This window comes from Leptospira venezuelensis (genome assembly GCF_002150035.1).
GTDB lineage: Bacteria > Spirochaetota > Leptospiria > Leptospirales > Leptospiraceae > Leptospira_B > Leptospira_B venezuelensis.
In genome coordinates, this window is sequence record NZ_NETS01000011.1 from 712,895 (window position 1) to 736,065 (window position 23,171).

General features: G+C 40.3%; 21 protein-coding genes. 12 read left to right on the forward strand and 9 right to left on the reverse strand.

Annotated elements, in window-relative coordinates:
* Positions 1–146: 146 nt before the first annotated feature.
* Positions 147–1,721, forward strand: coding sequence for an FAD-dependent thymidylate synthase (locus B1C82_RS19435; RefSeq protein ID WP_086449186.1), 1,575 nt, complete (start codon positions 147–149; stop codon positions 1,719–1,721).
* Positions 1,722–1,821: 100 nt separating this feature from the next.
* On the forward strand, positions 1,822–3,000 hold the full coding sequence (locus B1C82_RS19440; protein WP_086449187.1) for a M20 metallopeptidase family protein: 1,179 nt from the start codon (positions 1,822–1,824) through the stop codon (positions 2,998–3,000).
* Positions 3,001–3,186: 186 nt separating this feature from the next.
* On the opposite strand, the gene B1C82_RS19445 is transcribed toward B1C82_RS19440, so the two are convergent.
* The 4 genes from B1C82_RS19445 to B1C82_RS19460 all read right to left on the reverse strand — a co-directional run bounded on the left by B1C82_RS19445 (position 3,187) and on the right by B1C82_RS19460 (position 7,330).
* Positions 3,187–3,615, reverse strand: a complete 429-nt coding sequence (locus B1C82_RS19445) for a hypothetical protein (protein ID WP_086449188.1) — start codon at positions 3,613–3,615, stop codon at positions 3,187–3,189.
* A 275-nt stretch (positions 3,616–3,890) separates the two neighbouring features.
* The gene (locus B1C82_RS19450; RefSeq protein WP_086449189.1) at positions 3,891–5,180 is read right to left on the reverse strand and encodes an aminopeptidase P N-terminal domain-containing protein; all 1,290 of its coding nucleotides are present in this window, start codon (positions 5,178–5,180) and stop codon (positions 3,891–3,893) included.
* 2 nt (positions 5,181–5,182) lie between these two features.
* Positions 5,183–6,205 (reverse strand): glycosyltransferase family 9 protein, encoded by a 1,023-nt coding sequence (locus B1C82_RS19455; protein WP_086449190.1) that lies wholly within the window; start codon positions 6,203–6,205, stop codon positions 5,183–5,185.
* Positions 6,206–7,330 (reverse strand): thiolase family protein, encoded by a 1,125-nt coding sequence (locus tag B1C82_RS19460; RefSeq protein WP_086449191.1) that lies wholly within the window; start codon positions 7,328–7,330, stop codon positions 6,206–6,208.
* Between the two features lie 131 nt (positions 7,331–7,461).
* Here B1C82_RS19460 and bfr point away from each other — a divergent pair, with 131 nt between their 5' ends.
* From bfr to B1C82_RS19480, 4 genes are all read left to right on the forward strand, one after another.
* Positions 7,462–7,929, forward strand: a complete 468-nt coding sequence (gene bfr, locus B1C82_RS19465; protein ID WP_086449192.1) for a bacterioferritin — start codon at positions 7,462–7,464, stop codon at positions 7,927–7,929.
* 1,179 nt (positions 7,930–9,108) lie between these two features.
* Positions 9,109–10,275, forward strand: coding sequence for a THUMP domain-containing class I SAM-dependent RNA methyltransferase (locus B1C82_RS20955; protein WP_086449368.1), 1,167 nt, complete (start codon positions 9,109–9,111; stop codon positions 10,273–10,275).
* A gap of 18 nt (positions 10,276–10,293) precedes the next feature.
* Positions 10,294–11,472 carry an acetylglutamate kinase gene (locus tag B1C82_RS19475; protein WP_086449193.1) on the forward strand — a complete coding sequence of 393 codons (1,179 nt, stop codon included), beginning with the start codon at positions 10,294–10,296 and terminating at the stop codon, positions 11,470–11,472.
* Positions 11,472–11,819 carry a DCC1-like thiol-disulfide oxidoreductase family protein gene (locus tag B1C82_RS19480; protein WP_086449194.1) on the forward strand — a complete coding sequence of 116 codons (348 nt, stop codon included), beginning with the start codon at positions 11,472–11,474 and terminating at the stop codon, positions 11,817–11,819. Before B1C82_RS19475 ends, B1C82_RS19480 begins: the two co-directional genes overlap by 1 nt.
* Here the strand turns inward: B1C82_RS19480 and B1C82_RS19485 are convergent.
* Genes B1C82_RS19485 through B1C82_RS19495 form a run of 3 tightly spaced genes read right to left on the reverse strand, consistent with a single transcriptional unit; the run spans position 11,816 to position 14,909 of the window.
* Positions 11,816–12,493, reverse strand: a complete 678-nt coding sequence (locus B1C82_RS19485; RefSeq protein ID WP_086449195.1) for an iron-containing redox enzyme family protein — start codon at positions 12,491–12,493, stop codon at positions 11,816–11,818. The genes B1C82_RS19480 and B1C82_RS19485 overlap by 4 nt on opposite strands.
* Entirely contained in the window at positions 12,490–13,647 is a 1,158-nt protein-coding gene (locus B1C82_RS19490; RefSeq protein ID WP_086449196.1) for a D-alanine--D-alanine ligase family protein, read from the reverse strand. The genes B1C82_RS19485 and B1C82_RS19490 overlap by 4 nt, the downstream gene beginning before the upstream one ends.
* The gene (locus tag B1C82_RS19495; protein ID WP_086449369.1) at positions 13,644–14,909 is read right to left on the reverse strand and encodes a KamA family radical SAM protein; all 1,266 of its coding nucleotides are present in this window, start codon (positions 14,907–14,909) and stop codon (positions 13,644–13,646) included. The genes B1C82_RS19490 and B1C82_RS19495 overlap by 4 nt, the downstream gene beginning before the upstream one ends.
* Positions 14,910–15,016: 107 nt before the next feature.
* Here B1C82_RS19495 and B1C82_RS19500 point away from each other — a divergent pair, with 107 nt between their 5' ends.
* From B1C82_RS19500 to B1C82_RS19520, 5 genes are all read left to right on the forward strand, one after another.
* Positions 15,017–15,688 (forward strand): HAD family hydrolase, encoded by a 672-nt coding sequence (locus B1C82_RS19500; RefSeq protein ID WP_086449197.1) that lies wholly within the window; start codon positions 15,017–15,019, stop codon positions 15,686–15,688.
* A gap of 58 nt (positions 15,689–15,746) precedes the next feature.
* A complete protein-coding gene (locus tag B1C82_RS19505; RefSeq protein WP_086449198.1) occupies positions 15,747–16,577 on the forward strand; it encodes a GerMN domain-containing protein in 831 nt (276 codons plus the stop codon).
* A gap of 80 nt (positions 16,578–16,657) precedes the next feature.
* Positions 16,658–17,122, forward strand: a complete 465-nt coding sequence (locus B1C82_RS19510; RefSeq protein WP_086449199.1) for a hypothetical protein — start codon at positions 16,658–16,660, stop codon at positions 17,120–17,122.
* 2 nt (positions 17,123–17,124) lie between these two features.
* Positions 17,125–17,427, forward strand: coding sequence for a DUF3817 domain-containing protein (locus B1C82_RS19515; RefSeq protein WP_086449200.1), 303 nt, complete (start codon positions 17,125–17,127; stop codon positions 17,425–17,427).
* A gap of 231 nt (positions 17,428–17,658) precedes the next feature.
* Positions 17,659–18,912 carry a GGDEF domain-containing protein gene (locus B1C82_RS19520; RefSeq protein ID WP_086449201.1) on the forward strand — a complete coding sequence of 418 codons (1,254 nt, stop codon included), beginning with the start codon at positions 17,659–17,661 and terminating at the stop codon, positions 18,910–18,912.
* Here the strand turns inward: B1C82_RS19520 and B1C82_RS19525 are convergent.
* Positions 18,860–19,258: an LIC11299 family lipoprotein gene (locus tag B1C82_RS19525; RefSeq protein WP_086449202.1), complete on the reverse strand. Its 399-nt coding sequence runs from the start codon at positions 19,256–19,258 to the stop codon at positions 18,860–18,862. The genes B1C82_RS19520 and B1C82_RS19525 overlap by 53 nt on opposite strands.
* 92 nt (positions 19,259–19,350) lie before the next feature.
* Positions 19,351–20,451 carry a cyclic dehypoxanthinyl futalosine synthase gene (gene mqnC / locus B1C82_RS19530; RefSeq protein WP_086449203.1) on the reverse strand — a complete coding sequence of 367 codons (1,101 nt, stop codon included), beginning with the start codon at positions 20,449–20,451 and terminating at the stop codon, positions 19,351–19,353.
* A 266-nt stretch (positions 20,452–20,717) separates the two neighbouring features.
* Here mqnC and B1C82_RS19535 point away from each other — a divergent pair, with 266 nt between their 5' ends.
* Positions 20,718–22,799, forward strand: coding sequence for a heterodisulfide reductase-related iron-sulfur binding cluster (locus B1C82_RS19535; protein WP_086449204.1), 2,082 nt, complete (start codon positions 20,718–20,720; stop codon positions 22,797–22,799).
* Positions 22,800–23,171: the final 372 nt, after the last annotated feature.

Below are 23,171 nucleotides of genomic sequence, written 5' to 3' on the forward strand. Positions count from 1 at the left end.
ACCTCCATTTAGTTACAGTTTACATATTTTATAATTTGTAACTAAATGCAAGCGATTTTCTAAACGGTTTTTGTCGGAACTCCTACATTTCTTGCTTTTCGCTTACCGACATAATACCATTTTAGTTTTCCGGAGTAGCAGATCCCATGGAACACCAGAAACCAATCGTCCAACTTTTAGATGCGACCACAGAACCTTTCAACCTTGCCATAGCTTCTGCCAGAACCTGCTATTCTTCTAAAGGGATCCTTCTTCCTGAGGACATGATCCGTACTGAAAAATCTCTGGAGATCAGAGACAAGGTGGCCAAATCCACCAAGAAAGCGGGTCACCTCACCACTAGACAGCATCCTCATTTTATATTCACATTGGACAAGGTATCCCGTCAGTTCGTTTGGTCCTTTCTACATTCTCATCCTTATTATAACTCCGAGCAAGTGAGCCAAAGATATGTAGAAGTGAAAAAGGAAAACTATTATATCCCACCTACTCTATCAGGAAAGCAGAAGGAACTGTATCTGGAAGCGGTGGAATCAGCGTCTAACGCGTATTTCGAATTTGTAGAATTACTACATCCATTCATTCAGGATGAATATTTCCTAGTATACAAGGCTCGTGCAAATTATCCTGAAAAATGGCAACAGCCAATCAAGAAGAAGTGTCTAGAAGTTGCACGTTACCTTCTTCCTTTGGGAACTTATACTTATTTATATCATTCAGTAAACGGACTCACTCTTCACAGATATCATCGTTTGATGAATTCTTTTGATGTTCCTGAAGAGCAACGTTTAGTTGTTGAAGAGATGATCGAAAAAGTAAAAGAGATTGATCCACTTTATGTAGAAGAAATGGATGACCCGATCCCTTTAGAAGAAACTGCAGAATATAGATTTTTCAAAGACTTCTACCAGGATGGTTCTTTAGAATATAGGCCAGAAGCGGCTAAAAACTTCGTTAGAGAATTCGACGAAGATATGGATAATCGTTATTCAAGGCTGGTTTCCTACTCTTCTAATGGGCCAGAAGTGCTGGCTTCATCCGTCCGCGCTGTTTTAGGTTTGTCTAAAAATTCTTTAAACGATGAAGAAGCAATCCGACTTGTAATGGATCCTTCTAAAAACAAACATCTGACTTCTACTCTGAATGAAACTACGATGAGCCCTCTCTCCAGAGCGATGTTTAATGTGCATTATTCTTTCAAAAAAAGAATCTCTCATTCTGCCGACAGCCAAGACCAAAGACATAGAATGGTTCCAGGTTCTCGCCCAGTCTTAATGAGCCAATATACTGGAATGCCAGACTATATTGTTCCTAAAGTTGTATTAAAATATCCTCAATTAGAGGAAACTTATAGAAGAAGAATGGACGGCATTTTCAAGAGCCTGAACCGTTTTATTGAAGCCGGGGGATCTCCTGAACATGCTTCTTATCTTCTTCCAAACGCTTTCCCGGTCCGTTTTTATGAAAGCGGGGATCTATTGAACCTTCATCATAAGTGGAGAGCAAGAACTTGTTATAATGCTCAGGAAGAAATTTTCCAAGCTTCTATTAATGAACTTGTGGATTTGACAAAGGTTCAACCGGAAATCGCAAAATGGATCAAAGCACCTTGCTGGATCCGTCTGCAAGGCGATATCAAACCATATTGCCCGGAAGGAGATCACTATTGCGGTACACAAGTTTGGAAAAGAGAATTGGACGAGTACGATAGAACTCTATAGTTCGTCGGTCTTACCTCTACTTCTTTCCTGAAAGTATTTCTAAAAAATAAAAAAGGAGGGACTAAAAACCGATTTCGGGATAAACCATCCTAGATATAGTATGAAAACAGTCTCCCCCGCAAGGACCGAAGAACTGGTCCGATATCGTAGATTCATTCATAAACATCCCGAACTCAGATATGAAGAAGTTGGGACAGCAGATTTCGTATCTAAACATTTAGAATCCTTAGGTTATACGTTCCAATCCGGAATTGCAAAAACAGGGATCGCTTGTCTAATTGATTCAGGAAAACCAGGCAAAACTCTTTTGGTAAGAGCAGATATGGATGCTCTTCCTATCTTTGAGGAGAATAAGACAGATTACACTTCAGTTCATAATGGAGTCATGCATGCCTGCGGGCATGATGCTCATACTTCTGTCTTAATGGGGCTTGCCTCCGAACTTAAAGAAAATCCGACTGCTATCGTTCCTAAAGGAAGAGTCTTACTAGTATTCCAACCGGCGGAAGAAGGTGGACAAGGCGCTGATCGAATGATTGAGGAAGGAATATTAGAAAAATACGATGTTTCTGCAGCCTTAGCTCTCCATGTATGGAATCATATTCCTGTTGGAAAAGTGGGAGTCGTAGACGGACCGATGATGGCGGCAGTAGATGAGTTCCAGATCACTGTGCAAGGTATCAGTGGACATGGAGCCATGCCGCAACATACTGTGGACCCTATATTAGTAGGTTCTCATATAGTTACCGCTCTTCAAAGTATAGTGTCTCGCAACACCGATCCATTGGATTCTTGCGTAGTTACAGTAGGTGCTTTCCATGCAGGACATGCATTCAACGTAATTTCGGAAACTGCAGAACTAAAAGGAACTATCAGAACATTCACAAAGGAAATGTTCGATAAGGCACCCGAATTATTCAAAAGAGTGGTAGAAAATACTGCCTCCGCTTTTGGTGCCAAGGCAATCATCCATTACGAAAGAACGAATGCTCCAACCATCAATCATCCTGAAATGGCAAATATTGTCCGAAAAGCATCGGAAAATATTTTAGGTCCAAATTCAGTCACAGAAGAACATACAAAAACAATGGGTGGAGAAGACTTCTCAGCATTTCTAATGAAAGTCCCAGGATGTTATTTTTTCGTGGGTTCCATGAACGAAGAGAAGGGACTTACTCACCCGCACCACAGTTCCAAGTTTGATATAGACGAAGCTTCACTTCCTATTGGTTTATCTGTAATGAAGGAAGCAATCAGACTTTATTTAGAGACTCATTAAGTACTTATCTGAGGGATCTGCCGTTTGTCGGAGCTCCTACGTGAGTTGAAAACCAGCCCCCACCCGGTCGGGTGGAGGAGGTGGGCTTGTGGGAGAAGCCATTTCCCCTATACTTGAAAATCCCTTAAACTACAACCCCAATTTTCACTTACAACTCATGTTGGAATTCCAACATAGAGCTCGCATTCAAGCGCCCCAGGGCAAAAACTTTTCCTCATTTTTTGCAGTTTTATTTTTCAGCTTCGGATTTTCTATCCTAAACGAACTAAACCCGGAACTCAAGATCCATTCCATCTTTAAAAGTGAACTTAAAAAACTACTAGTAGAAACATTCCTTTCTTTAGCGTAACCCATTGCTTCCCAATAATCAGAACCATAAACTCTGATCCTTTTCCTGAAATCGCTGCTTTTGACTTTTTCAAAATCGAATCTTAGGATTTTACCCTTTTGTTTTCGTTCTTTAAAAGCAGAAATCAAGAATTCAAGGATGTCCTTCGGCTCTCCCAGACTAAAAATTGCATCTCTCCAGATTGATTCCATTTCCATAGGAATTCTCCAATCTATCTGGATCTTACCCTCATTCTCTAAAATTCGTTTTCTAAATACTTCTTCCATATTCGCTCCCAAATGTTGAGATCGAATCCATAATATTAAACAAATATATTCAAATGAAAAACAGACTGAATATTAAAATTTTTGAATTTAGTTCACCTTAGACCAAAATTAGCCGCTAAGACGAAAAGTTAGGAGACGTAAACAAGAAATTAAAGCAGCGATCAAAAGTAAAACCCAGGTCAATTATAAAAACAACGCTGATATCAACAGCGTCTGGCAACTTTTGGAATCAATATTCCGGAATATATTATAGAAATTGAATTGAATAAATTAGCTCAACCCCTCATCGCCTCTATCTCATCAACTTCTTTTGCGATCATAGATGTCAGAACGATAGGGTTTTCGCCATTCAACAAAACATCATCCTCAATCCTAACTCCGATGCCTCTAAAACCTGCCGGAATCGTTTCATCCGTAGGATCAAAGTATAATCCGGGCTCCACAGTTACAACGAGTCCGTTCTCCATAGGTTTACTTTTTCCGTTCTCGAAATAACGCCCCACATCATGTACATCCATTCCGAGATAGTGACCAGTCCGATGCATATAAAATCTGCGGTATTCACCCTTTTCGATGACATCTGAAAGATTACCTTTCAATAATCCAAGATCAATCAAACCAGAGGTTAAATTTTTCACTGTCTTTTCATGAACTGCATTAAACTCAACTCCTTGTTTTGTATCCAAGATCGCTTGTTTTTGCACATCCAATACGAGTTGATAAATAATTCTTTGTTCTGAAGTGAATTTTTTCCCGGATGGGAAAACGCGAGTGACGTCAGCAGTGTAATAATCCTTCTCCGCTCCGCTATCTACTAGTATCAGTTCATTGTCACCTATCTTCGCGCGATTAGTTGTATAATGAAGAATGGTTGCATTCTTCCCTGCTGCAACTATATGACCGTAACCTCCACCCCAGGCACCATGTTTCAAATATTCAGATTCCAGAATAGACTCTAATTCGAATTCGTACATTCCAACTTTAGTCTCTCTGAATAATCTTTCGTGACCGAGAGCAGTGATCCTGGAAGACTCTTTTAGTTTTTCGATCTCTTCCGGGGATTTGTACATCCTCATTTCATGAAGAAAGTTTGGGATCTCCCATCTTTGAGGACCGAATTTCCCTTCTCTTAATCTTCTGTTCAAAGAGCTGATTAGTTCGAGTAACTCAGAATCTCTTTTAGAGTCCTTTCCAAAAAAATGATATAGCGTAAATTGGTTTGTGAGAATATCAGAAATTTTAGAATCCCATTCTCCGAGATCGAAACTTTGGTCCAACTCTAAGTTTTTTTTGATCTCTTCTTTGCCTAAACGAATGCCTGTCCAAATTTCTTTCTCTTTATCTTTAGGAAGGGCAAAATGAGCGGAGAAATCTCTACGTAAAACCAAAACACCGTCTTCTTCCTCAATACCCGTCAGATAATAATAATCGGAGTCCTGTCTAAACTTGTACTCCACATCCCTATTGCGGATCTTTTGAGGAGCAGCAAATAGCAGTAGGACTTCCGACTCTTTTAAAAGATTCTGAACGTCTCGGATCCGTTTTCTAAAAATGTTTTGGTCCATAATTATCCTTTTATTAGACGAATTCCTTCTTCCACCATTCTGTTCGTATCCTGATCCAACATACAACGAAAATGTTTTTTAGGACAAACCCTTCCCCCATGAATACCACAAGGACGACAGTCTAGGCCGTTTACCTCGGATATAAACACTCTATCAGCTAAAGGAGTATAACCGAATGCTGGAATGGTGGCACCAAAAGCAGCCAAAGTTGGGATATTAAATGCAGAAGCAAAATGAATCGGAGAAGAATCATTGGTCACAAGTAGTGCGGCCCCGCTCATCAAATAACTCATCTCGGGTAGAGAAGTTTTACCAGCAAGATTGATCCCGAAACCTTCCCCCACTTCTTCGCAAAGTTTAGAATCTCCTTTGCCTCCGGTCAGAACAATTTTCAAACCTGTTCTTTCATGAAGAAGTTTACTAACGGTCTTAAATTTATCCGCAGGCAAACGTTTTGTTTCCCAAACAGAAGAAGGTGATACCAGGATATAATTCCCTTTTTCTAAACCATTCTTCTTCATTTCAGATTGGATGCCAAAAACGGATTCGGACTTCCAAAATAGTTCAGGTTGCCTTGGAATATTTTTTCTTTCTTCTTCCGAGTAGATCAAAGAAAGAAGTTTATCTACTTCGTGAGGCCCTCTTAATAACCTTGGCCTTCTTTCATTCAATAAAAATGAAAATCCTGCCGTCTTATATCCGATCCTTCTTTTAGCCCCGCTTAAAAAAGAAATAATAGAGGAACGAAATGAAAAATGTGGAGAAATACAAATTGTAAAATTATGTTTTCTTAATTCTCTACAGAAATTCCAAAAACCAAAAAAGGAAGATTTGATCTGCTTTTTATCTAAAGGAATGATCTGATCTATCCAGGGACTCTCTTCCAACACAGATTCAGTTCCTTTATTAACGATCACCGTCATTTTAGAACCAGGAAACTTTTTCTTGATCTCTCTAAAAAGTGGAGTGGTTAAGATCAGGTCTCCCAAGAAAGCAGTTTGGATTACTAAAATATTTTCTGGCATTTATTTTTTGGCCTCGAGGATTGTGGCAAAATTATTCACTCCCAATCCTCCGATGGATAAACCGAGTGCAGTATCCGAATCATTCGTATTCATAAATTCGCAAAGTTCAGCAATCTGTGCGAGACCTGAAACTCCAACCGGGTGACCTCTTGTTTTCAATCCTCCAGATGGATTAATCGGAAGCCTTCCTCTTTTGTCTGTGATTCCCTCGGCCACATTTGCAAGAGCCTTACCTTGCGGAAATAACCCTGCATCTTCTGCGGCAATGATCTCGAAAATAGTAAATGCATCGTGAAGCTCGGCCACTTTGATATCGGACGGTTTTTTACCAGATTCCACATATGCCTGCTGAAACGCTGATTTAGAGGCAGGAAAACTAAGTCCTCCTGGAACTCCGTTTACCTGACCCAAACCATGTCCCGTTCCTGTGATTTCAATCTTTTTGCAGTCCTTCTTCAATCTTGCCGGATCCGTTTCCAATAATAACGCGCAGGAACCGTCCGACAAAGGAGAAATATCATATAAACATAATGGACTGGAAAACATCGGAGAGGAGAAGTATTCCTCTTCGCTTAAATTTTTCTGAATATGTGCGATCTTATTTTCGAGACCGTTATCATGAAGTTTTTTAGATAACTTAAAAAGTTCCTTTCTAGTATATCCAAAATCCCTTAAATACCTGGTAGCTGTCAGTGCCCCACCCTGGGCCATAGACATCGCCAGATTTCTTTGCTGAGAAGAAAGCACTGAACCTAAGAGAAGATTATTTTCTTCTCGAGGAAGCCTACTCATTACCTCTGTCCCAATCACGATTCCTCTTTTAAATTTTCCTGATAGAAGAAGATAACGGGCCAGATGCAGAGCAGAAGCCCCACTGGAAGATGCAGTCTCAGAACGGATCGCGAATAAGGAAGAAAGTCCCAGATCTTCTTTGATCTTTGCCGGTAAAAAAATTTCCCCTGTATAACGTTCCGGGGCCATACATGCAAATATTAGAAATTCAGGAATAAAACCCGGATTCCTCTTAAGTAAATGATTCGCAGTATCATAAGATAGCGATTGATAGTCGGAATCAGTCTTGCCAAATTTGCTTAAATGAGAGTCGAGCACATAGGCCGAGGTCATATTCCTACAAATTTCCCGGCGAATGATTTCGAGCAAAGTCAAAAACTTAAGAGACAACGCTGCCTTTTTTCGAATCTCGCTTTTCAAAATAGGCACTCTCGTTTATAGTGATCTTAGGTAGGAGAAACGACGTGAAAGGAAACCAAGAAGTCCTCGAAATCTTAGCGGAAGTGCTCTCCGCCGAACTCACAGCGATCAACCAGTATTTTATCCACGCAAAGTTGAACAAGAACTGGGGTTACGACAAACTTGCTTCTTACATGAAGAAGGAATCTATTGAAGAGATGAATCACGCAGACCAAGTGATCGAACGTATTCTCTTCCTGGACGGAATTCCTGATCTGCAAAGATACATGAAGATCAATGTAGGCAAGGATATTGAAAGTATCCTAAAGAATGATTTAGACGTAGAGTATAATGCCGTAGAACGTCTGAATCGCGGGATTGAAATTTCCACCAAGAACAAAGACAACGGCACACGTGAATTGCTCGAGAAGATCCTCGTCTCCGAGGAGGAGCATATCGACTGGCTCGAGGCCCAGCTAGAGATCATCAAAACCATTGGGGTCCAAAATTATTTGGCCCAACAAATCGCTTAAGCATTGAATTCCAAAAAACCATCCGCTAAAAAATCCCCTTCTTCCGGTTATGGCAAGAAGGGGCCTGCTAATAAATCAGGTTCTTCTTTTTCAAAACCGACTCGCTCCAGAAACTCTGACTCCGATCGAGATTCCGATCGTAAACCTTATCGCTCTAAAGAAAGAGGCGATTCAGAAAGACCGTATCGCTCAAAAGACGGAAATTCCAAACCGGGATATTCTTCCGACAGACCCTTCAAAGCAAGAAAAGAAGAAGGTTCCGAAAGACCTTATAAAAAAAGAGAAGATAGAGAAACTTCTGATTTCAAAAAAGAAAGAGGTGGCGCTAAACCATTTCGTTCAGGCAATGATCGCAATCCGCCTGCCCGCTCCGGAAATCGTAAATTTTCTGACGATGACAGAAAACCTTATCGAGATAAAGATTCCGATCGCGGAGATCGGAAACCATTCTCACGTAATTCAGACCGTGGAGAAAGAAAGCCCTTCTCTCGAGATTCCGAACGCAGTGAAAGAAAGCCATACTCTCGTGATTCAGACAGAGGCGATAGAAAACCTTTCTCTCGTGATTCAGACAGAGGCGATAGAAAACCTTTCTCTCGTGACTCTGACCGAGGAGAAAGAAAACCTTTTTCAGGAAATACGAGAAGAGAAGGTAGGAGCTCCTACAACGAAGGCTCCTCCGATAGAGGCGACCGCAAACCATTCTCACGTAATTCAGATCGTGGCGAAAGAAAACCTTTTTCTCGCGACTCTGATCGCGGTGAAAGAAAGCCATACTCTCGCGACTCTGATCGCGGTGAAAGAAAACCTTACTCTCGTGACTCTGATCGCGGTGAAAGAAAGCCTTACTCTCGTGACTCTGACCGAGGAGAAAGAAAACCGTTTTCCGGAAATACAAGAAGAGAAGGTAGGAGCTCCTACAACGAAGGCTCCTCCGATAGAGGCGACCGCAAACCATTCCCACGTAATTCAGATCGTGGCGAAAGAAAACCGTTCTCTCGTGATTCTGAACGTGGTGAAAGAAAGCCATTTTCCCGTGACTCAGATCGCGGAGAAAGAAAACCATTTTCCCGTGATTCCAACAGCGGTGAAAGACGTCCGTTCTCACCTCGGGGGAAAGAAGGATTTCGTTCGGAACGCCCTACTCGTCCTTATGAAGAAGATAATTATAGAGAAGGTATCCGTGCTGGTTGGCAGTCAGCAAAACTTTCTCTTTCCGAATTCGATAGACCGGAAGCACTCACCTATCACGCGTCATGCGGAGATGGTCTTGCATTCTTATTAAAAGAAGAAGTAAAGGAAGCAGGCTTAGAAATTCTCTCTGACAATCGAGGAGGGGTTTTCTTCCAGGGACCTGCTAAAAAAGTCAGAGACTTCTGTTTGAGTTCTGGGATTTCTTCCGGGATCAGCTTTGAGTTGTCTTCTTGGCAAGATATACAAGGGCCAGACGATCTTTACGAAGTCGCGGCAATGTTTCCTTTTGAGAAATTACTTTCTCCCGGCACCAAGTTCAGAATAGACGCCGCGACAAAAGACAACCTGCAAGATTCACGTTACGCAACCTACCGCTTAAAAGATGCGATATTCGACAGATTCAGAGCCCAAGGTCTGGAACTACCAGAAGCGGATCGTGAAGAACCTGAAGTATTATTCTATCTTCGTTCCAGAATGAACCAGGTAAAATTATTCGTAGCATTACACGCGCAACCTTTACAAAGAAGGGGACATGGAAGAGAAGGCGGAGAAGCTCCGCTCAGAGAAACCTTGGCCCAAGCACTTCTCCGTTTTTCTGGCTGGAAACCGGGAGAGGCATTGTACGATCCATTCTGCGGTTCCGGAACTCTATTAATAGAAGCCGCGCTCAGAATGAGAAACGGCGGCTGGGTGAATTATAAAAGTTTATCTAGATCTTCTATCTTCACTAGGCTTTTTGGACCTTGCAAAGCCAAAGAAGAATGGGATTCTAAGGAGCCCCTACTCTTTGGTTCGGATATTTCAGAAGATGCAATAGAGCTTGCTAAGAAGAATGCAAAAGAAGCCGGTGTTGCTGACCTAATCCGCTGGAAGGTTGCTTCCGCAGAAGAATTGGATTCAAGCTTTGGATTCAAAGAAGGAAAGATCGTAACAAATCCTCCTTACGGAGTCCGATTGGGAGATAAAGATTCCGTTTCAGAACTCTACTCAACCTGGGGAGAGTCTTTGAAAAAGAATTTCTCCGGATCCTATGTGGCATTAGTTGCAGGAGATCCTTCCCTTTTAGGCTTCTTAAAACTGAAGTCAGACAAAGAACAATCGGTTACCATCGCAAAGTTAAAAGGAAAATTAGTTGCCTATCGGATCGACTAAATCAGACTCCCGGGAGAGATGAATCACCAGGAGATCCTACTCAAACTTTTAGAAGTCACAGAAAACTCCAAGGACAGTTTTCAGTTCCTGAAACTCTTCCAGTCCTTGGAGCCTGAAAAATTTGCGGTTATACATGCAAGCTCCGAGACCTTAACCGAGTCGGCTGAAGCATTCTTATACAATCTAAAATTATTACAAAAGTTACAGTTATTCCCGGTAGTCGTTCTGGAGAAGGACGGAGTCTCATACGCAAATCTATTCTATCGCTCTCCTGCTTCCAAGATCAGTTTGGAATCAATCAAGGACTCCCTGGAAGAAGGACAAGAACTTCCAGGTTCTAGAAACCTTCCTGCCAAATGGTTCAGAAATCCAAGTCATGCATTGGAATCCGTTCTTTCTTCCTTAAAGGAGAAGAAGATCCCAGTATTTGTGACAGACCAAGGTGGATCTGAAATTTATCCTTATCTTTCTAATTTATGCAAAGAACTTAGAACTAAAAAGTTAATTCTTCTTACTACAAGAACGGGACTTCATAATTCAGAAGATAAAAAGATCTCCATATTAGATTTCGAATCTACTGAAACCCTCCAAAAAGAAGATGAGACACTATTCAAAGAGTGTAAAATGATCTTTGAATATACAGGAGATCCGAACCTTCAGATCGCAATCACATCTGCTCCGGGTTTATTAAAAGAATTATTCACTATCAAAGGTAGTGGAACTCTATTAAGAAAAAAGAATAAAATAGAATTCCATACCGATTTCCAGAAAATAGATCCTAAAAGGTTGAATAAACTTATAGAAGATTCTTTTGGAAGAGGACTTAAACAAGGTTTTTGGAATAAGGAATTTTCAGGGATCGTTTTGGAATCAGAATACAAAGGATGTGCACTTCTACAAAATACTCCTTGGGGAACTTTTCTATCTAAATTTGCAGTGAACGAGATTGCAAGGGGTGAAGGAGTAGGAAGAGATATCTGGGACGAGATGTTAAAGAAAACACCTACTCTTTTCTGGAGAGCCAGGGCAGAAAATACAATTTCTAAATGGTATGCTAAAGAATGTAGCGGACTTCAAAAAGAAGGTATCTGGATCTATTTTTGGATAGGATTACAAGAGAAAGAAATTCCTTCCGTATGTGATTTTTTAAGAAACCTTCCGGAAGATTTGGAATCTAAACAACGGATCGATTCCTGATGAAACAAAATGTTTTTTTGTATGATGGTGACTGTGAATTTTGTTCTGGTCTTGCTTCTAAACTTGCAAAACTATCCTTAGATCAAAACGTAAAATTTGTAAGTTTTAGAGATTTATCTTCTCAAGATCTAAAAGATTTACATCCAAGTTTAGAAACTAAATTGGTAGAGGGGAATGTGCAGCTTATCTCTGGAAACACGAGATATCCTGGTTTCTTTGCAGTTCGAAAACTTTCTCATTCATTAAAAGGATGGAGATGGATTTCTCCACTTCTTTATTTACCCTTGGTTCCTTTATTAGGAATGTTCTTTATGAGTTTATTAAAATCAATCCGCTCTAAGATTTAATGAGAAACAGAAGATACTACCTTCTTTAAACCTTCATAAAATACTAAACGTGCATCCAATGCTAATCGAGAGCCTTCTCTTACCTTTTGCATTTTTTCAGGATCTGTAGCAACCTCCTCTATCAATCTAAACATTTTTTCGGAATGAGATTCGTCTGCCTCCAGATTCACCTGGAAAAATTTTCCTTCCGGAAGAGTGATTCTGGATTTTAGATCAGAATAAGACTTATACATTCTAGAATATTCTAATTTCAGAAGATATTCGTTCGCAGGTCCAAGAGCTCCTAATGCAGAATAAAAATCAGTGGTAGTAATTCTTTTCATTAAATCCAGATAGGCTTTGGTCTCAGGAAGCATATCTTCCTGAGTCACTGCCTCTCCCATTTCAGAGAGAAATTTCCGAAGGATAGAAACATGTGAATCTTCTTCTTTACCTTCTCCCAACTCTTCCCAAATATTATGCACTAGTATTATCTTAGAAGGTACAAAATTAGTTAGAGCGGCAGTGTTCAAGAACCAGTTCACAAAATCCACGGACACAAAATATTCCTGCTTCAACCAAAGAAGAAGGTCCGATTTTTCCATTTTCTCTTCTTTTTCTTCCAACCATAAATTTGCAGTCAATACAGGATGATATTTGACCTGGTCTATTAATTCTTCTCGAAACGTTTTCATCCTTCGATCCCGTTCGTTTGTTTTTCTTTTTTCAGTTTGGAATAGTGAAATCTTTCCGTTAAAAATTCTTTTCTTGCGATCTCCAAAAGTTCCTTCATCAGATCAGAATAAGTTCCTAAACTTTCAGAATAGCAGATAGGAAAGCTACTATAATAAGAAGAAAGCCCAGGAGTCAAATTCCACTCTAAGAACATAGGTTTACCTTGGGCATCCGCCTTCCAATCCAAACGAACTGCTCCGGAACTTTTAAGTAATTTACATAATTCTAATGAATTCTTCTGAATATATTCAGATCTTTCCTTATCTAAATCGAAATACAATCTTTCAGGCATGCTCAGTTTGGTTTTAGTAATTTCTCCGTAAATCGTTTCGGGAGAATTTTCTAAACCGATCCTTGCCACCTTGCTTGCCTTGTATCCGCATGTTGGTGAACCTATCACAGCAAGAGTCCATTCTTCTCCTGGTAGATACGATTCACAAACCCAAGAAGAGTATTCTTGGAATTTGGAGTTAAGAAATTGATTCAAATCTGCTAAATCTGAGATTAGATTTTTCTCTCCCACTCCCAAACTGGAACCTTCGAATCTGGGTTTGAAGAATACTGGGAATTCGGATCCTAGCGGAAGTCGATTGCCGCGGAATGTGGAATCCAAATTCAGCATGCCATCTGCGCCGCGGAATATAGAATCCGAATTCCGTGCCGCATCTACATCCTCAATAAATGTAGTAACTTCGACAGAATCCTTCTCCAAAATCGTCCATGCGCTACTAGGAACACCTGCAGAAACACAAAACAATTTAGAAAGATGTTTATCCAGACTCAAATTCTGCGCATATGCATCCGATCCAGTATGAGGAAATCCCGCATATTCTGCGATTGCAGGAAGTAGAGCTTCGCGATTCCGAGACCGAAAACCTTCTACCAGATGAAATAGAACAGGTCGATCTTGCGGTTCTAAAGATGAATAGTCTGAAAGATTCTGTAGTAGCTTCGATGGAAATTCAAGGATCTCAACCTTCTCCCCTAATTCCTCAAGGGTCCGTTTCATTTCCAGAACTGAATTTCGATCTTCCCATTCCTGAGTATCCTTTGGATCCAAGTCTGGCTTTTGGATATCCGCAACGATCAAAACAGATGGAGAATCTGAATTCATTTTCCCGATTCTCCTAAAGGACCAAGACCTTTAAATGCAGAATAAGAATTCTGTAGTATCTTCGACCAAGTTTCTTCGCTGATCTCTGGATAAAATTCCGCGTATTCGCTATCTGTCGGTTCCGGACTAAGATGATAAGTCCCTCTCACCGCAGATCTAAACACATGATTTCGAGAAGGTTTGTGAAATCCAAGATACCAATTTGGACCAAGACTTACTTTTCCGCCACCACCTGGAAGATCGTTCACAAACTGCGGGATTCCCATACCTGCAACTTTTCCGCGCATATATTCAATTATTTGAATACCTTTTGCAAGTGGAGTCCTGAAACCGCGAGAACCAGGGATCAATTCCGGATCATACATATAATAAGCGCGGATCCTGAGTTCCAAAAGTTTTCGATGGAGTTTAAGCATTGTCTCTCCATCATCATTAATTCCTTTTAGAATGACACATTGGTTTCCAACGCTTACTCCAGCTTTTAGAAGTTTGAGAATTGCTTCCTTTGCTTCCGAAGTGCATTCCTTTTCATGATTGAATTGTGTATTACAAAAAATGGATAACTTATCGGTATTATGAGATTCTATGATCTTACATAGATCAGTAGTAATTCTCATAGGAAGAGTAACTGGGTTGCGAGTCCCTAACCTGCAAATTTTCACATGAGGGATCTTTTCCAAATTTTCCAAGATCCAATCTATTTTGGAATCGGATAGATTGAGAGGATCTCCACCCGAGATCACAATATCTGAAATTTCAGGATGATTTCGAATATAATCAAAACATAATTCCAGATCCGCAGTTTCCATTCTTTCAGAAGAATCTGAAACTTTTCGTCCCCTCATACAATGTCTGCAATACACAGAACATTCATGATTCGAAAAGAGTAATACTCTGTCCGGATACATATGAGTGAGACCTTTTACGGGAGAAAGGTCTTCTTCATGCAAAGGATCCAGTGTTTCTTCCGGAGAGAAGAAACACTCTTCTTTTCTCGGAACAATCATTTTTCGGATGGGACAATTCGGATCTTCGGGATCTGAAAGAGAAAGATAATATGGAGTAGTTCCTACATTCAGTCGGATGGTTTCTTGGATCCCGATTTTCTCAGATTCGGTTAAATGAAAATATTTAGGAAGGTCTTCTACCCTTACCCTTTTTTGGAGTTGGGCTTTATAATCTATCCAGGCAAAAGAAGAATATAAACTCTTTCTAGAATCTGCAGGTGACTCTAGATCCGCTAATCCCCGGTTTTTACCCATTCTCTCCATCCGGAACTCTTTTCCCATCCTTACGCCAGTGCTAGGAAAATCAAGCGAAGGAAAAAAGGAATGCCTCGAATTCCCCAACCAAAACTATTGTCTTGCTAATGGATTGGAATCCCAAACGAGTCCGCGCACTTGCCTTCGATGTGGACGGAACCCTATTTTCTTCTGAAGGAATCATCTTAGAAACCTATGCGGAAGCAATCCGCAGATTTTCGGCCAACTCCCAGATCCCAATCGAGGTCCCTGATAGAGAGAGGATCATGCTCGAGATCGGAAAACCGGTCAAAACCATCTTCCTAAACCTGGTTCCACAACTTAAAGAGTCAGAAAGGGACCAGATCTCCGACTCAGTCCTAGAACTTTTGGTGTCTAAGATCCGACAAGGAGAAGGTGAATTCTACCCTAAGGTCAAGAAAACGGTCACCTCCCTCAAAAATAAGGGTTATCAGATCTTAGCTGCTTCCAATGGCAGAATGCCCTATGTAAAAACCATCCTGGAAGTCTCGGGCATCCTGCCTCTTTTCGACCCGATTGTAGTTTTGGACAATGAAACGATCAAGACCAAGCCGGATATAGTCGCAAAATACATCCGAGATTATTCTTATTCCCCAGACGAAATTTTGATGATCGGGGATAGAAGTTCTGACCACGAAGCGGCCCGCAAAAACGGTACCCCATTCGCATTCTGTGCCTACGGTCACGCACCTGAGGGAGAAATTCCGGATTGGGAAGTGAGTCTGGCACAATTGGAAGATTTGGACCGTATATTCTAATCACTTTTCCTCCTAAAAAAGTGAGAAGGCGGTTTCCGGATCAGCCGAAAATTGTATTGTGCCCGAATCGGATAAACTTAAATCACTTCTTTATATCCTGACAGGGGCTCTATTCGTTTTAGTTTTATTGGATAAATCTATGGGGAATAAGAATACCGCCTCCCCCGGACAAGAATCTCCTTCTTTCTTTTCAAAATTTAATACAATCGGAAAAACAAATCCATTATCTCCTTCTTCTTCTTCAGAGAATAAAGGAAAACAAACCCATGAACAGGTAATCGATCAGGCAGAAGATGAAATTCTAAATGAATTAATGCAGAATGGAGAAAACTCTTCCGAAGAACTTTCCTCGGACTCAGGTGATCCGGAAGAAATGTTTATCCCTATCGTGGAAATGCCTAAACCTGGACCAACCGGACCTTCTCCCAAAATTCGATTGGATCATTCTCCTGGAGAGATCAAACTTTATTTTCTGAAGTTTTATGGAAGAGGAAACAAAAGTCACTCTAGACTAGTTCAATTGAAAAGAAAATTCGATCATGGGGATAAGATCCTATTCATCCTAAAGGAACTTACAAAGGGACCTACTGCGGATGAAAAGACCCAAGGTGTTTTGAACGCACTTCCAAACAGAATGGAATATTCCAAAGAATACTCAGTGGAAAATGGAGTATTAAAACTATATCTTGGTCCTGACTTTGAAGCGGGAGCAGGTCCTGAACTTTTGAAAGATAGAGTGGACCAAATATGTTATAGTATTCTGGAAAACTCTGAGTTAAAAGGGATCAGACTATTTATTAACGGAAAACAAGTCCGTTCTCTAGGTGGTGTAGGACTTCCTATTCCAGAAGTTCTAACCAAAAATCCAAGAAAGATCGCTACTCTTTAATCTAAAAATCCTTTAGATTTTGGTTTATTTTTCTTGAAAAAATAACATGATCGATCGTTCTTTCAATTCATGATCTCGGTATGTATTCATATTTATTAATATTTCATTCATTTACGCGATGGATCGTTCTATTTTTCCTTTTGTTCACATTGGTAAGATGTATCCGAGGAATCCTATTCAAAAAGAATTTCAAAAAATGGGATAATTTAGGGAGAGTCCTGCTGATTACATTCTCTCACTTACAATTGATATTAGGATTTTTCCTATATTTCAAAAGTCCTATTGTTCAGGCTTTTTTCCAAAACCCCTTAGGATCCCTTCAAATTTCTGAGATAAGATTTTTCGCGGTAATCCATATCTCAATTATGACTATTTCGGTGGTGCTTCTTACTATTGGATCTGCAATCTCCAAACGTAAAAAAGAAGACTCCGAAAAATTCAAAAGTTTATTCGTTTGGCTGCTGATCTCGATCATCTTAATATTGATTGCGATCCCTTGGCCTTTTTCTCCATTTGCGCATAGACCATATATCAGAGAGTTTTAGAAATGACAAAATTTTTTACAACTGAGCTTGGAAGGCTTAGGCTTTTAGGATTTTTAGAAGGGACTTCCCTACTTCTTCTTATATTCATAGGAATGCCTTTGAAATATTATTTCGGATCTCCTGAGCTAGTAAAACTTTTAGGTCCAATCCATGGAGGGTTATTTCTCCTATTCCTTCTTCAGACATTTCATTTTTCTATAGAGAATTCCTGGAGTTTTAAAGAAAGAACTTGGAAGGTAGCACTTGCCTCCGCTTTTCCTTTCGGGACCTTCTATATAGATAATACGATTCTCAGGAAACTATAGACCATCCCAAAATCTATCCCTTTGTGGATAGATTTCTCTCTCTCGAAAAGGGGTCCTATTTATCCTAACGCTCCTGGAATTCCAATCTTCTGACAAAGACGCCAATCACTTGCCTTAGAATTTTTTTGACTAATTATAGATTCTTCCTTGCCCCAAGGTAGGTTATATTTGAACGCTAGTCTTATTATGGAGGTTTTTTTCAGAAAACCTTCCATGCGGAAATGAAAACATATGTTCAAGTGGTTCCCAGGCATTGACCGAAGAATTCGCTTACTATCTAAGCGGATCTTCTTTAATCGATATCCCCAAGGATTTTTAGAGACCAATTGGAGCGAAATTCGCCAATCCTTGGTGGCTCACTATTCCCTCTGTATCGTAATCAGTTTAATTACCTATTTCCTGCCGAATTCACGGGACTTCGAAGACGACTCCCTGATACTTCTACAATCTAGCCGAATCACGTTAATTGTCCTTTCGCTCATATTTTTATGGAGACATGCACGTAAAAAGGATTGGGTACCTAAAAAACTGGAGTTCTACAAGGTATGGACTTCTTCTACTCTACTGATCTCATTCTTTCCTTTCTTATATTCAGATAAAGTTCATTACGATGTCTATCTTCACCAGGCATCTGCGATCTTACTCAGCATGAACCTTCTTCTTTGGTTAACCACTACAACGGCAGTTGCTACAAACCTTGCGTTTTGTTTGATGTTCTTAGGTGTATGCTACTTAGGAGATTCTCCTGTGGAAGCTATGAAAGAGTTTCCGATCCTTCTGACCTATTTATTCGTAGGAACTTTCGGTAATGTGATCATGAATTACTGGAGAACGATGGATTACCGAGATAAAAGAAAATTATCCGGTGCTGTACTGAGACTACAGGCAAAAAATCTGCATATAAGAATGATTTCCAATTTGGATGATCTTACTGATCTTTATAATCGCAGATATCTGATAGAACAATTTGATATATTTAAGAAGAGAGCGAGACGACACAGATTCCAAATGGCACTTGTGATCCTGGACCTAGATCATTTAAAAGAGATCAATGATAAATATGGACATATGGCAGGAGACGATGCCCTCCAAACTCTTTCTGCAGTTATGAAGTCAAGAGTGAGATCTACTGATATTTGTGCTCGTATCGGCGGAGACGAATTCTGCGTTCTTTTAGATTCAGTAGATCCTAAAAGTTTGAAAACATTATGCGAGTCTTTACGTAAAGGTGTAGAATCTCATGCACTTTCTTCCGTCAGAGATGCAAACAATAAACCTGTGAAAATCACAGTATCTATAGGTGCTGCCATTCTTTCTTATGACGAAGATTTTACTTTCGATGATCTATACCAATCTATAGATTCAGGATTGTATAAATCCAAATCAGCCGGTCGAAACAGAGTTACGATAGTAGAGGCTACTAAGCTAAATACTAAGGTTGATCTTTCTGCTTCTTGGCCGGAGGAAGTTCGTATATATAAGTAAGTTCGCAGTATTCCCCGTCTCCAAAGTATTTCTGTTCTTTTTGTTCTAAGAAGAATTGTCTATGCTTCTGGTCTGCTTCCAATTCATCCAATCTTTGGGTAACTTGTAATTTTGCAGCCTCGCAGGAAGTCTTCTTCATTTTGAATAGATCCTGGTCTTCCACGGAAGGAACAGAGGCTTTTCCAATTGCCACGAATTGGTATTTATGAGGACCTAAAGTTTTTACGCTTACTCCTGTATCCATATGGATTCTCTCTCTATGAGAATCCAAACAATTCGATACACAGAATAGAAATCCGCAGATCGCGGATAACTGCAGTATTTTAGAGCTCAAAGATTTTTTCATTCTTCCCCCGTTCGAATCTATCTATTTAGAAACTTTAACGGACTGAAGTCACCCGGATTTTTGAAAAAAATTTACAATTAAATAGGAAAAGATCAAACCGTGGAAAGCTCTCTTCCCTCATATCTTTCGTAATTGTAAAGAAGGTCTCTTCTTTTAGGTATAAACCCACCTTCTTTTAGGAACTTGATTGCTTCTTTTTCTGTTTTTAGACCAAAAGAACGTAATACGTTTTCTTCAATCACCACGGAAGAAATATCATCAGCGCCACTTGTAAGAGCCAACTGACCGACACCTTTTCCAAGAACCATAACTGAAGTTTCAATATGTTTTATATTGTCTAAGAAGATCCTACAAATCCCAAGAACTTTTAGATACTCTTGAGTAGAAACTGCTCTTACCTTAAATCTTTTAGTTTGGGGTTGGAAGGTCCAAGGGATAAAAGATAAAAATCCTCCAGTCCTGTCCTGAAGATTACGAACCACAGTGAGATGTTCTATCACTTCTTCTTTAGTTTCTTCTGAACCAAAAACAATATTTGCACTTCCAGGAAGTCCTGCTTCATGACAAGTCTCCATCGCGCGCACCCATTCTTCGGTAGTTGCTTTTTTAGGAGAGATGATGTTTCTCATTCTATCCGTTAAAATTTCCGCTCCTGCTCCGGGAACGGAATCTAAACCGACTGATTTTAAAATTTGTAAAACTTCGAATAAAGATTTACCTGTGATCTTCTCTAAATTGATAATTTCAACAGGAGAGAATGCACGAATATGCATTTCAGGGTATTTGGATTTTACAGTGGAGATCACATCCAAATAATAATCGAAAGGTAGATCAGGATACACTCCACCTTGCAAAAACATTTGGTCCGCTCCTTCCGAAACGGCATAATCCATTTTTTCTAATATTTCTTCTTTAGAAAGTACGTAACCTTTTCCATTTCCAATCTCGTCCATGAAGGAACAAAAATTGCATTCAACATTGCAATAATTGGTGTAGTTCACCACTCTGAACATTGTGTAACTGGCATGTGTATGAGGCAGAACCTTTTCCCTCAAGGTCCGAGCAGTTGCCATAATTTTAAGATGATCTCCAGACTCGTACAACTCCAGTGCCTCACTGGGTGAAATACGTTCTCCATCTAAGGCTTTTTCTAATATAGAATCTGTGGAATGATTTGGGAATATTTGGCTCATCTGGCTGGAAAGATTTCTTCCTTAACTTCTTCAAAGTTTTCTATTTCTTCAGAAATGCACGTCCTTTTTAAATCATATTCTCATTTATTGCGATTGAGTCGCAGTTAAATATTTACAAGATTTGAAATAAGAAGGGCCCGGACCTTTTCTCCATAGGTAGGAATTCCTACAAGGAGACTAAGTATCTTTTTTCCTGGACAGGGCACCTCCTAATCAGTAGCCTGCTATGAAAGACCATCCAAATACAAAGGGTAACCTGAAAAACTATGGCTATTTCTCAAATCGCCTTCCACGTGATCTTCACGGCTCTATTTATAGTAGCAAATGTTGTATTCGTTCGTGCCGTTCTCTACAGATTAAATCTTGTATTTAATGCTAGAAAGGCAAACGGAACCGAAAACTTCCTGGAACATAAAAACTGGGGATTCCGGATCAAGAGTTTCGTATTAAACGTAATCTTACAAAAAAAGAACTTTAAAGAACCATTACGCGGTATCATGCACGCATTCGTATTTTACGGATTCGTCACTTACTTACTGCATACCACCAGCCAGTTCATCTCAGGTGTATTTGGATATGCGATGGATGATCCTTACAAATTTACTTTGGTAGGAAGTCTACTCGGAGAAACTGCAAGTCACTATTACGAAGCAACCGTTCAAGCGGTTTCCATTTTAGTATTAATTGGACTAGGCTTCTTTGCATGGAGACGTTGGATCCAAAAAGCAAAAGGATTAGATGTTCATTCTCCTGCTTCTGCAATCGTAATCGGAATGATTTCCCTGCTCATGATCTCCACCCTATTGGGAGAAGGTGCAAGAGCAGTTGGAGCAGAATATGCAAACCCATTCCATGACGCTGCCCCTATCGCAAGCGCTATTGGATCCTTTTGGGAATTAATCGGTGTAGAATATTCCTCAGCTGACTTGGTTTTCCAAATCATGTGGTGGACACATATTCTTTCAGTGTTCGCGTTCATGTTATATGTTCCAACATCCAAGCACGCACACTTGATCTTTGCGCCATTTAACTATTTCTTACAATCTGATACTCCTAAGGGTGCTCTTTCTAAATTAAATTTAGAAGATGAGACAGCTGTTTGGGGTGTTACTAGAACAGAAGACTTCCCTTGGCCTAACCTTTTAGACGGACTTTCTTGTATCGAGTGCGGACGCTGCCAAGTGCAATGTCCTGCAAACCGTACTGGAAAAGTTCTGAACCCAAAAGCGATCATCGTGGAATTAAAACACGCGCTTATGGATAAAATGCCAGAAGTTGTAAAGATTAGAGAAACAAATCCAGAAGGAGCTGCTGATGCAGTTGCTGCATTAGATACTTCGGTAATCGGAAAATACGAAGGCCTTTCTGAAGAAGCTCTTTGGGGATGTACTACTTGTTACGCATGTGTAGAAGCTTGTCCTGTTGGAAACAACCAAGTAAACGCGATCATGGAAATGAGAAGACACTTGGTGCTTGTTGATTCCAACTTCCCTGCTGAACTACAAGGTGCATTTGTAAACATGGAAAACAACTCCAATCCTTGGGGAGTTGCTGCACACTCCAGAGCAGATTGGTCAGAAGGTCTTGGCGTTAAAACCATGGCAGAAGATTCCAATGTCGATGTTCTATACTGGGTAGGTTGTGCTGGAGCTTTTGATGATCGTAACAAACGTATTGCTCAGTCCTTCGTTAAGATTATGCAAAAAGCAGATGTTAAGTTCGGAATTTTAGGAACGGAAGAAGGATGTTCCGGAGATTCTGCACGTAGAGGTGGTAACGAATACCTCTACCAAACATTAGCACAATCTAATGTGGACACCATGAATGGATACAACGTGAAAAAAGTTGTAACCGCTTGTCCTCACTGCTATAACACAATCAAAAACGAATATCCTCAGTTTGGTGGAAACTTCGAAGTGGTTCACCACTCTGAGTTTATCAACGAACTAGCAAAAGACGGAAAGATTGAAGTAGGCGTTGCAGAAGATGCAAATGCTGGAAAATATACCTACCACGACTCCTGTTATATCGGAAGATATAACGACAACTACGAGAATCCAAGAGACCTGGTCAAAAAGGTTTCCGGTGGAAAACTCGCAGAAGCTTCCGACCATCACTCCAAAGGACTTTGCTGCGGCGCAGGTGGAGCTCAGATGTGGATGGAAGAGCATGGCGAAAGGGTCAACGTCAAGAGATCCAATCAGCTTCTGGATACCGGAGCGACTACGATCGCAACAGCTTGTCCTTTCTGTATCACTATGATTACAGACGGTGTAAAACAAGAAGGAAAGATCGAAGAAGTAAAAGTAAAAGATATCGCGGAATTAGTCGCGGAAAACTTGAAATAAGAAGATATTATTCTTCTTCGAATGGAGAAGCCTCGGTGAAAGCCGGGGTTTTTTTATTATTTCGCACAGAGAACACAGAGCCGACGGAGGGTATGTAGGAGCTCCTATAACCGGATCGTCCGAACAAAAAAATAGCGGAATGTTTCCATCCCGCCCTGAATCATCTGGTGCAAATACATTATATACGACGGAAGGCAATCCGTCATCCCACAGGAAATTATTTATTTTCTATAGAAAGAAATTTCGGGGCCAAAAACTAGACTGAAGGGGTTAGAGTCATTATCGATTTCCTGCTTCAATACCACCCCTTTTAGGATAATTTCTGCCTCAAAATGCTTACGAGGCTTATGGCCCGACCTCAACCAGGACATC

Bases quoted from the DNA above. Each gene is read 5' to 3' on its own strand.
- B1C82_RS19460 (WP_086449191.1), bottom strand. From the start codon at position 7,330: ATGACCTCGGCCTATGTGCTCGACTCTCATTTAAGCAAATTTGGCAAG.
- B1C82_RS19445 (WP_086449188.1), bottom strand. From the start codon at position 3,615: ATGGAAGAAGTATTTAGAAAACGAATTTTAGAGAATGAGGGTAAGATC.
- B1C82_RS19450 (WP_086449189.1), bottom strand. From the start codon at position 5,180: ATGGACCAAAACATTTTTAGAAAACGGATCCGAGACGTTCAGAATCTT.
- B1C82_RS19495 (WP_086449369.1), bottom strand. From the start codon at position 14,909: ATGGGTAAAAACCGGGGATTAGCGGATCTAGAGTCACCTGCAGATTCT.
- B1C82_RS19455 (WP_086449190.1), bottom strand. From the start codon at position 6,205: ATGCCAGAAAATATTTTAGTAATCCAAACTGCTTTCTTGGGAGACCTG.
- B1C82_RS19525 (WP_086449202.1), bottom strand. From the start codon at position 19,258: ATGAAAAAATCTTTGAGCTCTAAAATACTGCAGTTATCCGCGATCTGC.
- B1C82_RS19515 (WP_086449200.1), top strand. From the start codon at position 17,125: ATGACAAAATTTTTTACAACTGAGCTTGGAAGGCTTAGGCTTTTAGGA.
- B1C82_RS19520 (WP_086449201.1), top strand. From the start codon at position 17,659: ATGTTCAAGTGGTTCCCAGGCATTGACCGAAGAATTCGCTTACTATCT.
- mqnC (WP_086449203.1), bottom strand. From the start codon at position 20,451: ATGAGCCAAATATTCCCAAATCATTCCACAGATTCTATATTAGAAAAA.
- B1C82_RS19475 (WP_086449193.1), top strand. From the start codon at position 10,294: ATGAATCACCAGGAGATCCTACTCAAACTTTTAGAAGTCACAGAAAAC.
- B1C82_RS19500 (WP_086449197.1), top strand. From the start codon at position 15,017: ATGGATTGGAATCCCAAACGAGTCCGCGCACTTGCCTTCGATGTGGAC.
- B1C82_RS19480 (WP_086449194.1), top strand. From the start codon at position 11,472: ATGAAACAAAATGTTTTTTTGTATGATGGTGACTGTGAATTTTGTTCT.
- B1C82_RS19435 (WP_086449186.1), top strand. From the start codon at position 147: ATGGAACACCAGAAACCAATCGTCCAACTTTTAGATGCGACCACAGAA.
- B1C82_RS19440 (WP_086449187.1), top strand. From the start codon at position 1,822: ATGAAAACAGTCTCCCCCGCAAGGACCGAAGAACTGGTCCGATATCGT.
- B1C82_RS19535 (WP_086449204.1), top strand. From the start codon at position 20,718: ATGGCTATTTCTCAAATCGCCTTCCACGTGATCTTCACGGCTCTATTT.
- B1C82_RS19485 (WP_086449195.1), bottom strand. From the start codon at position 12,493: ATGAAAACGTTTCGAGAAGAATTAATAGACCAGGTCAAATATCATCCT.
- B1C82_RS19510 (WP_086449199.1), top strand. From the start codon at position 16,658: ATGTATTCATATTTATTAATATTTCATTCATTTACGCGATGGATCGTT.
- B1C82_RS19490 (WP_086449196.1), bottom strand. From the start codon at position 13,647: ATGAATTCAGATTCTCCATCTGTTTTGATCGTTGCGGATATCCAAAAG.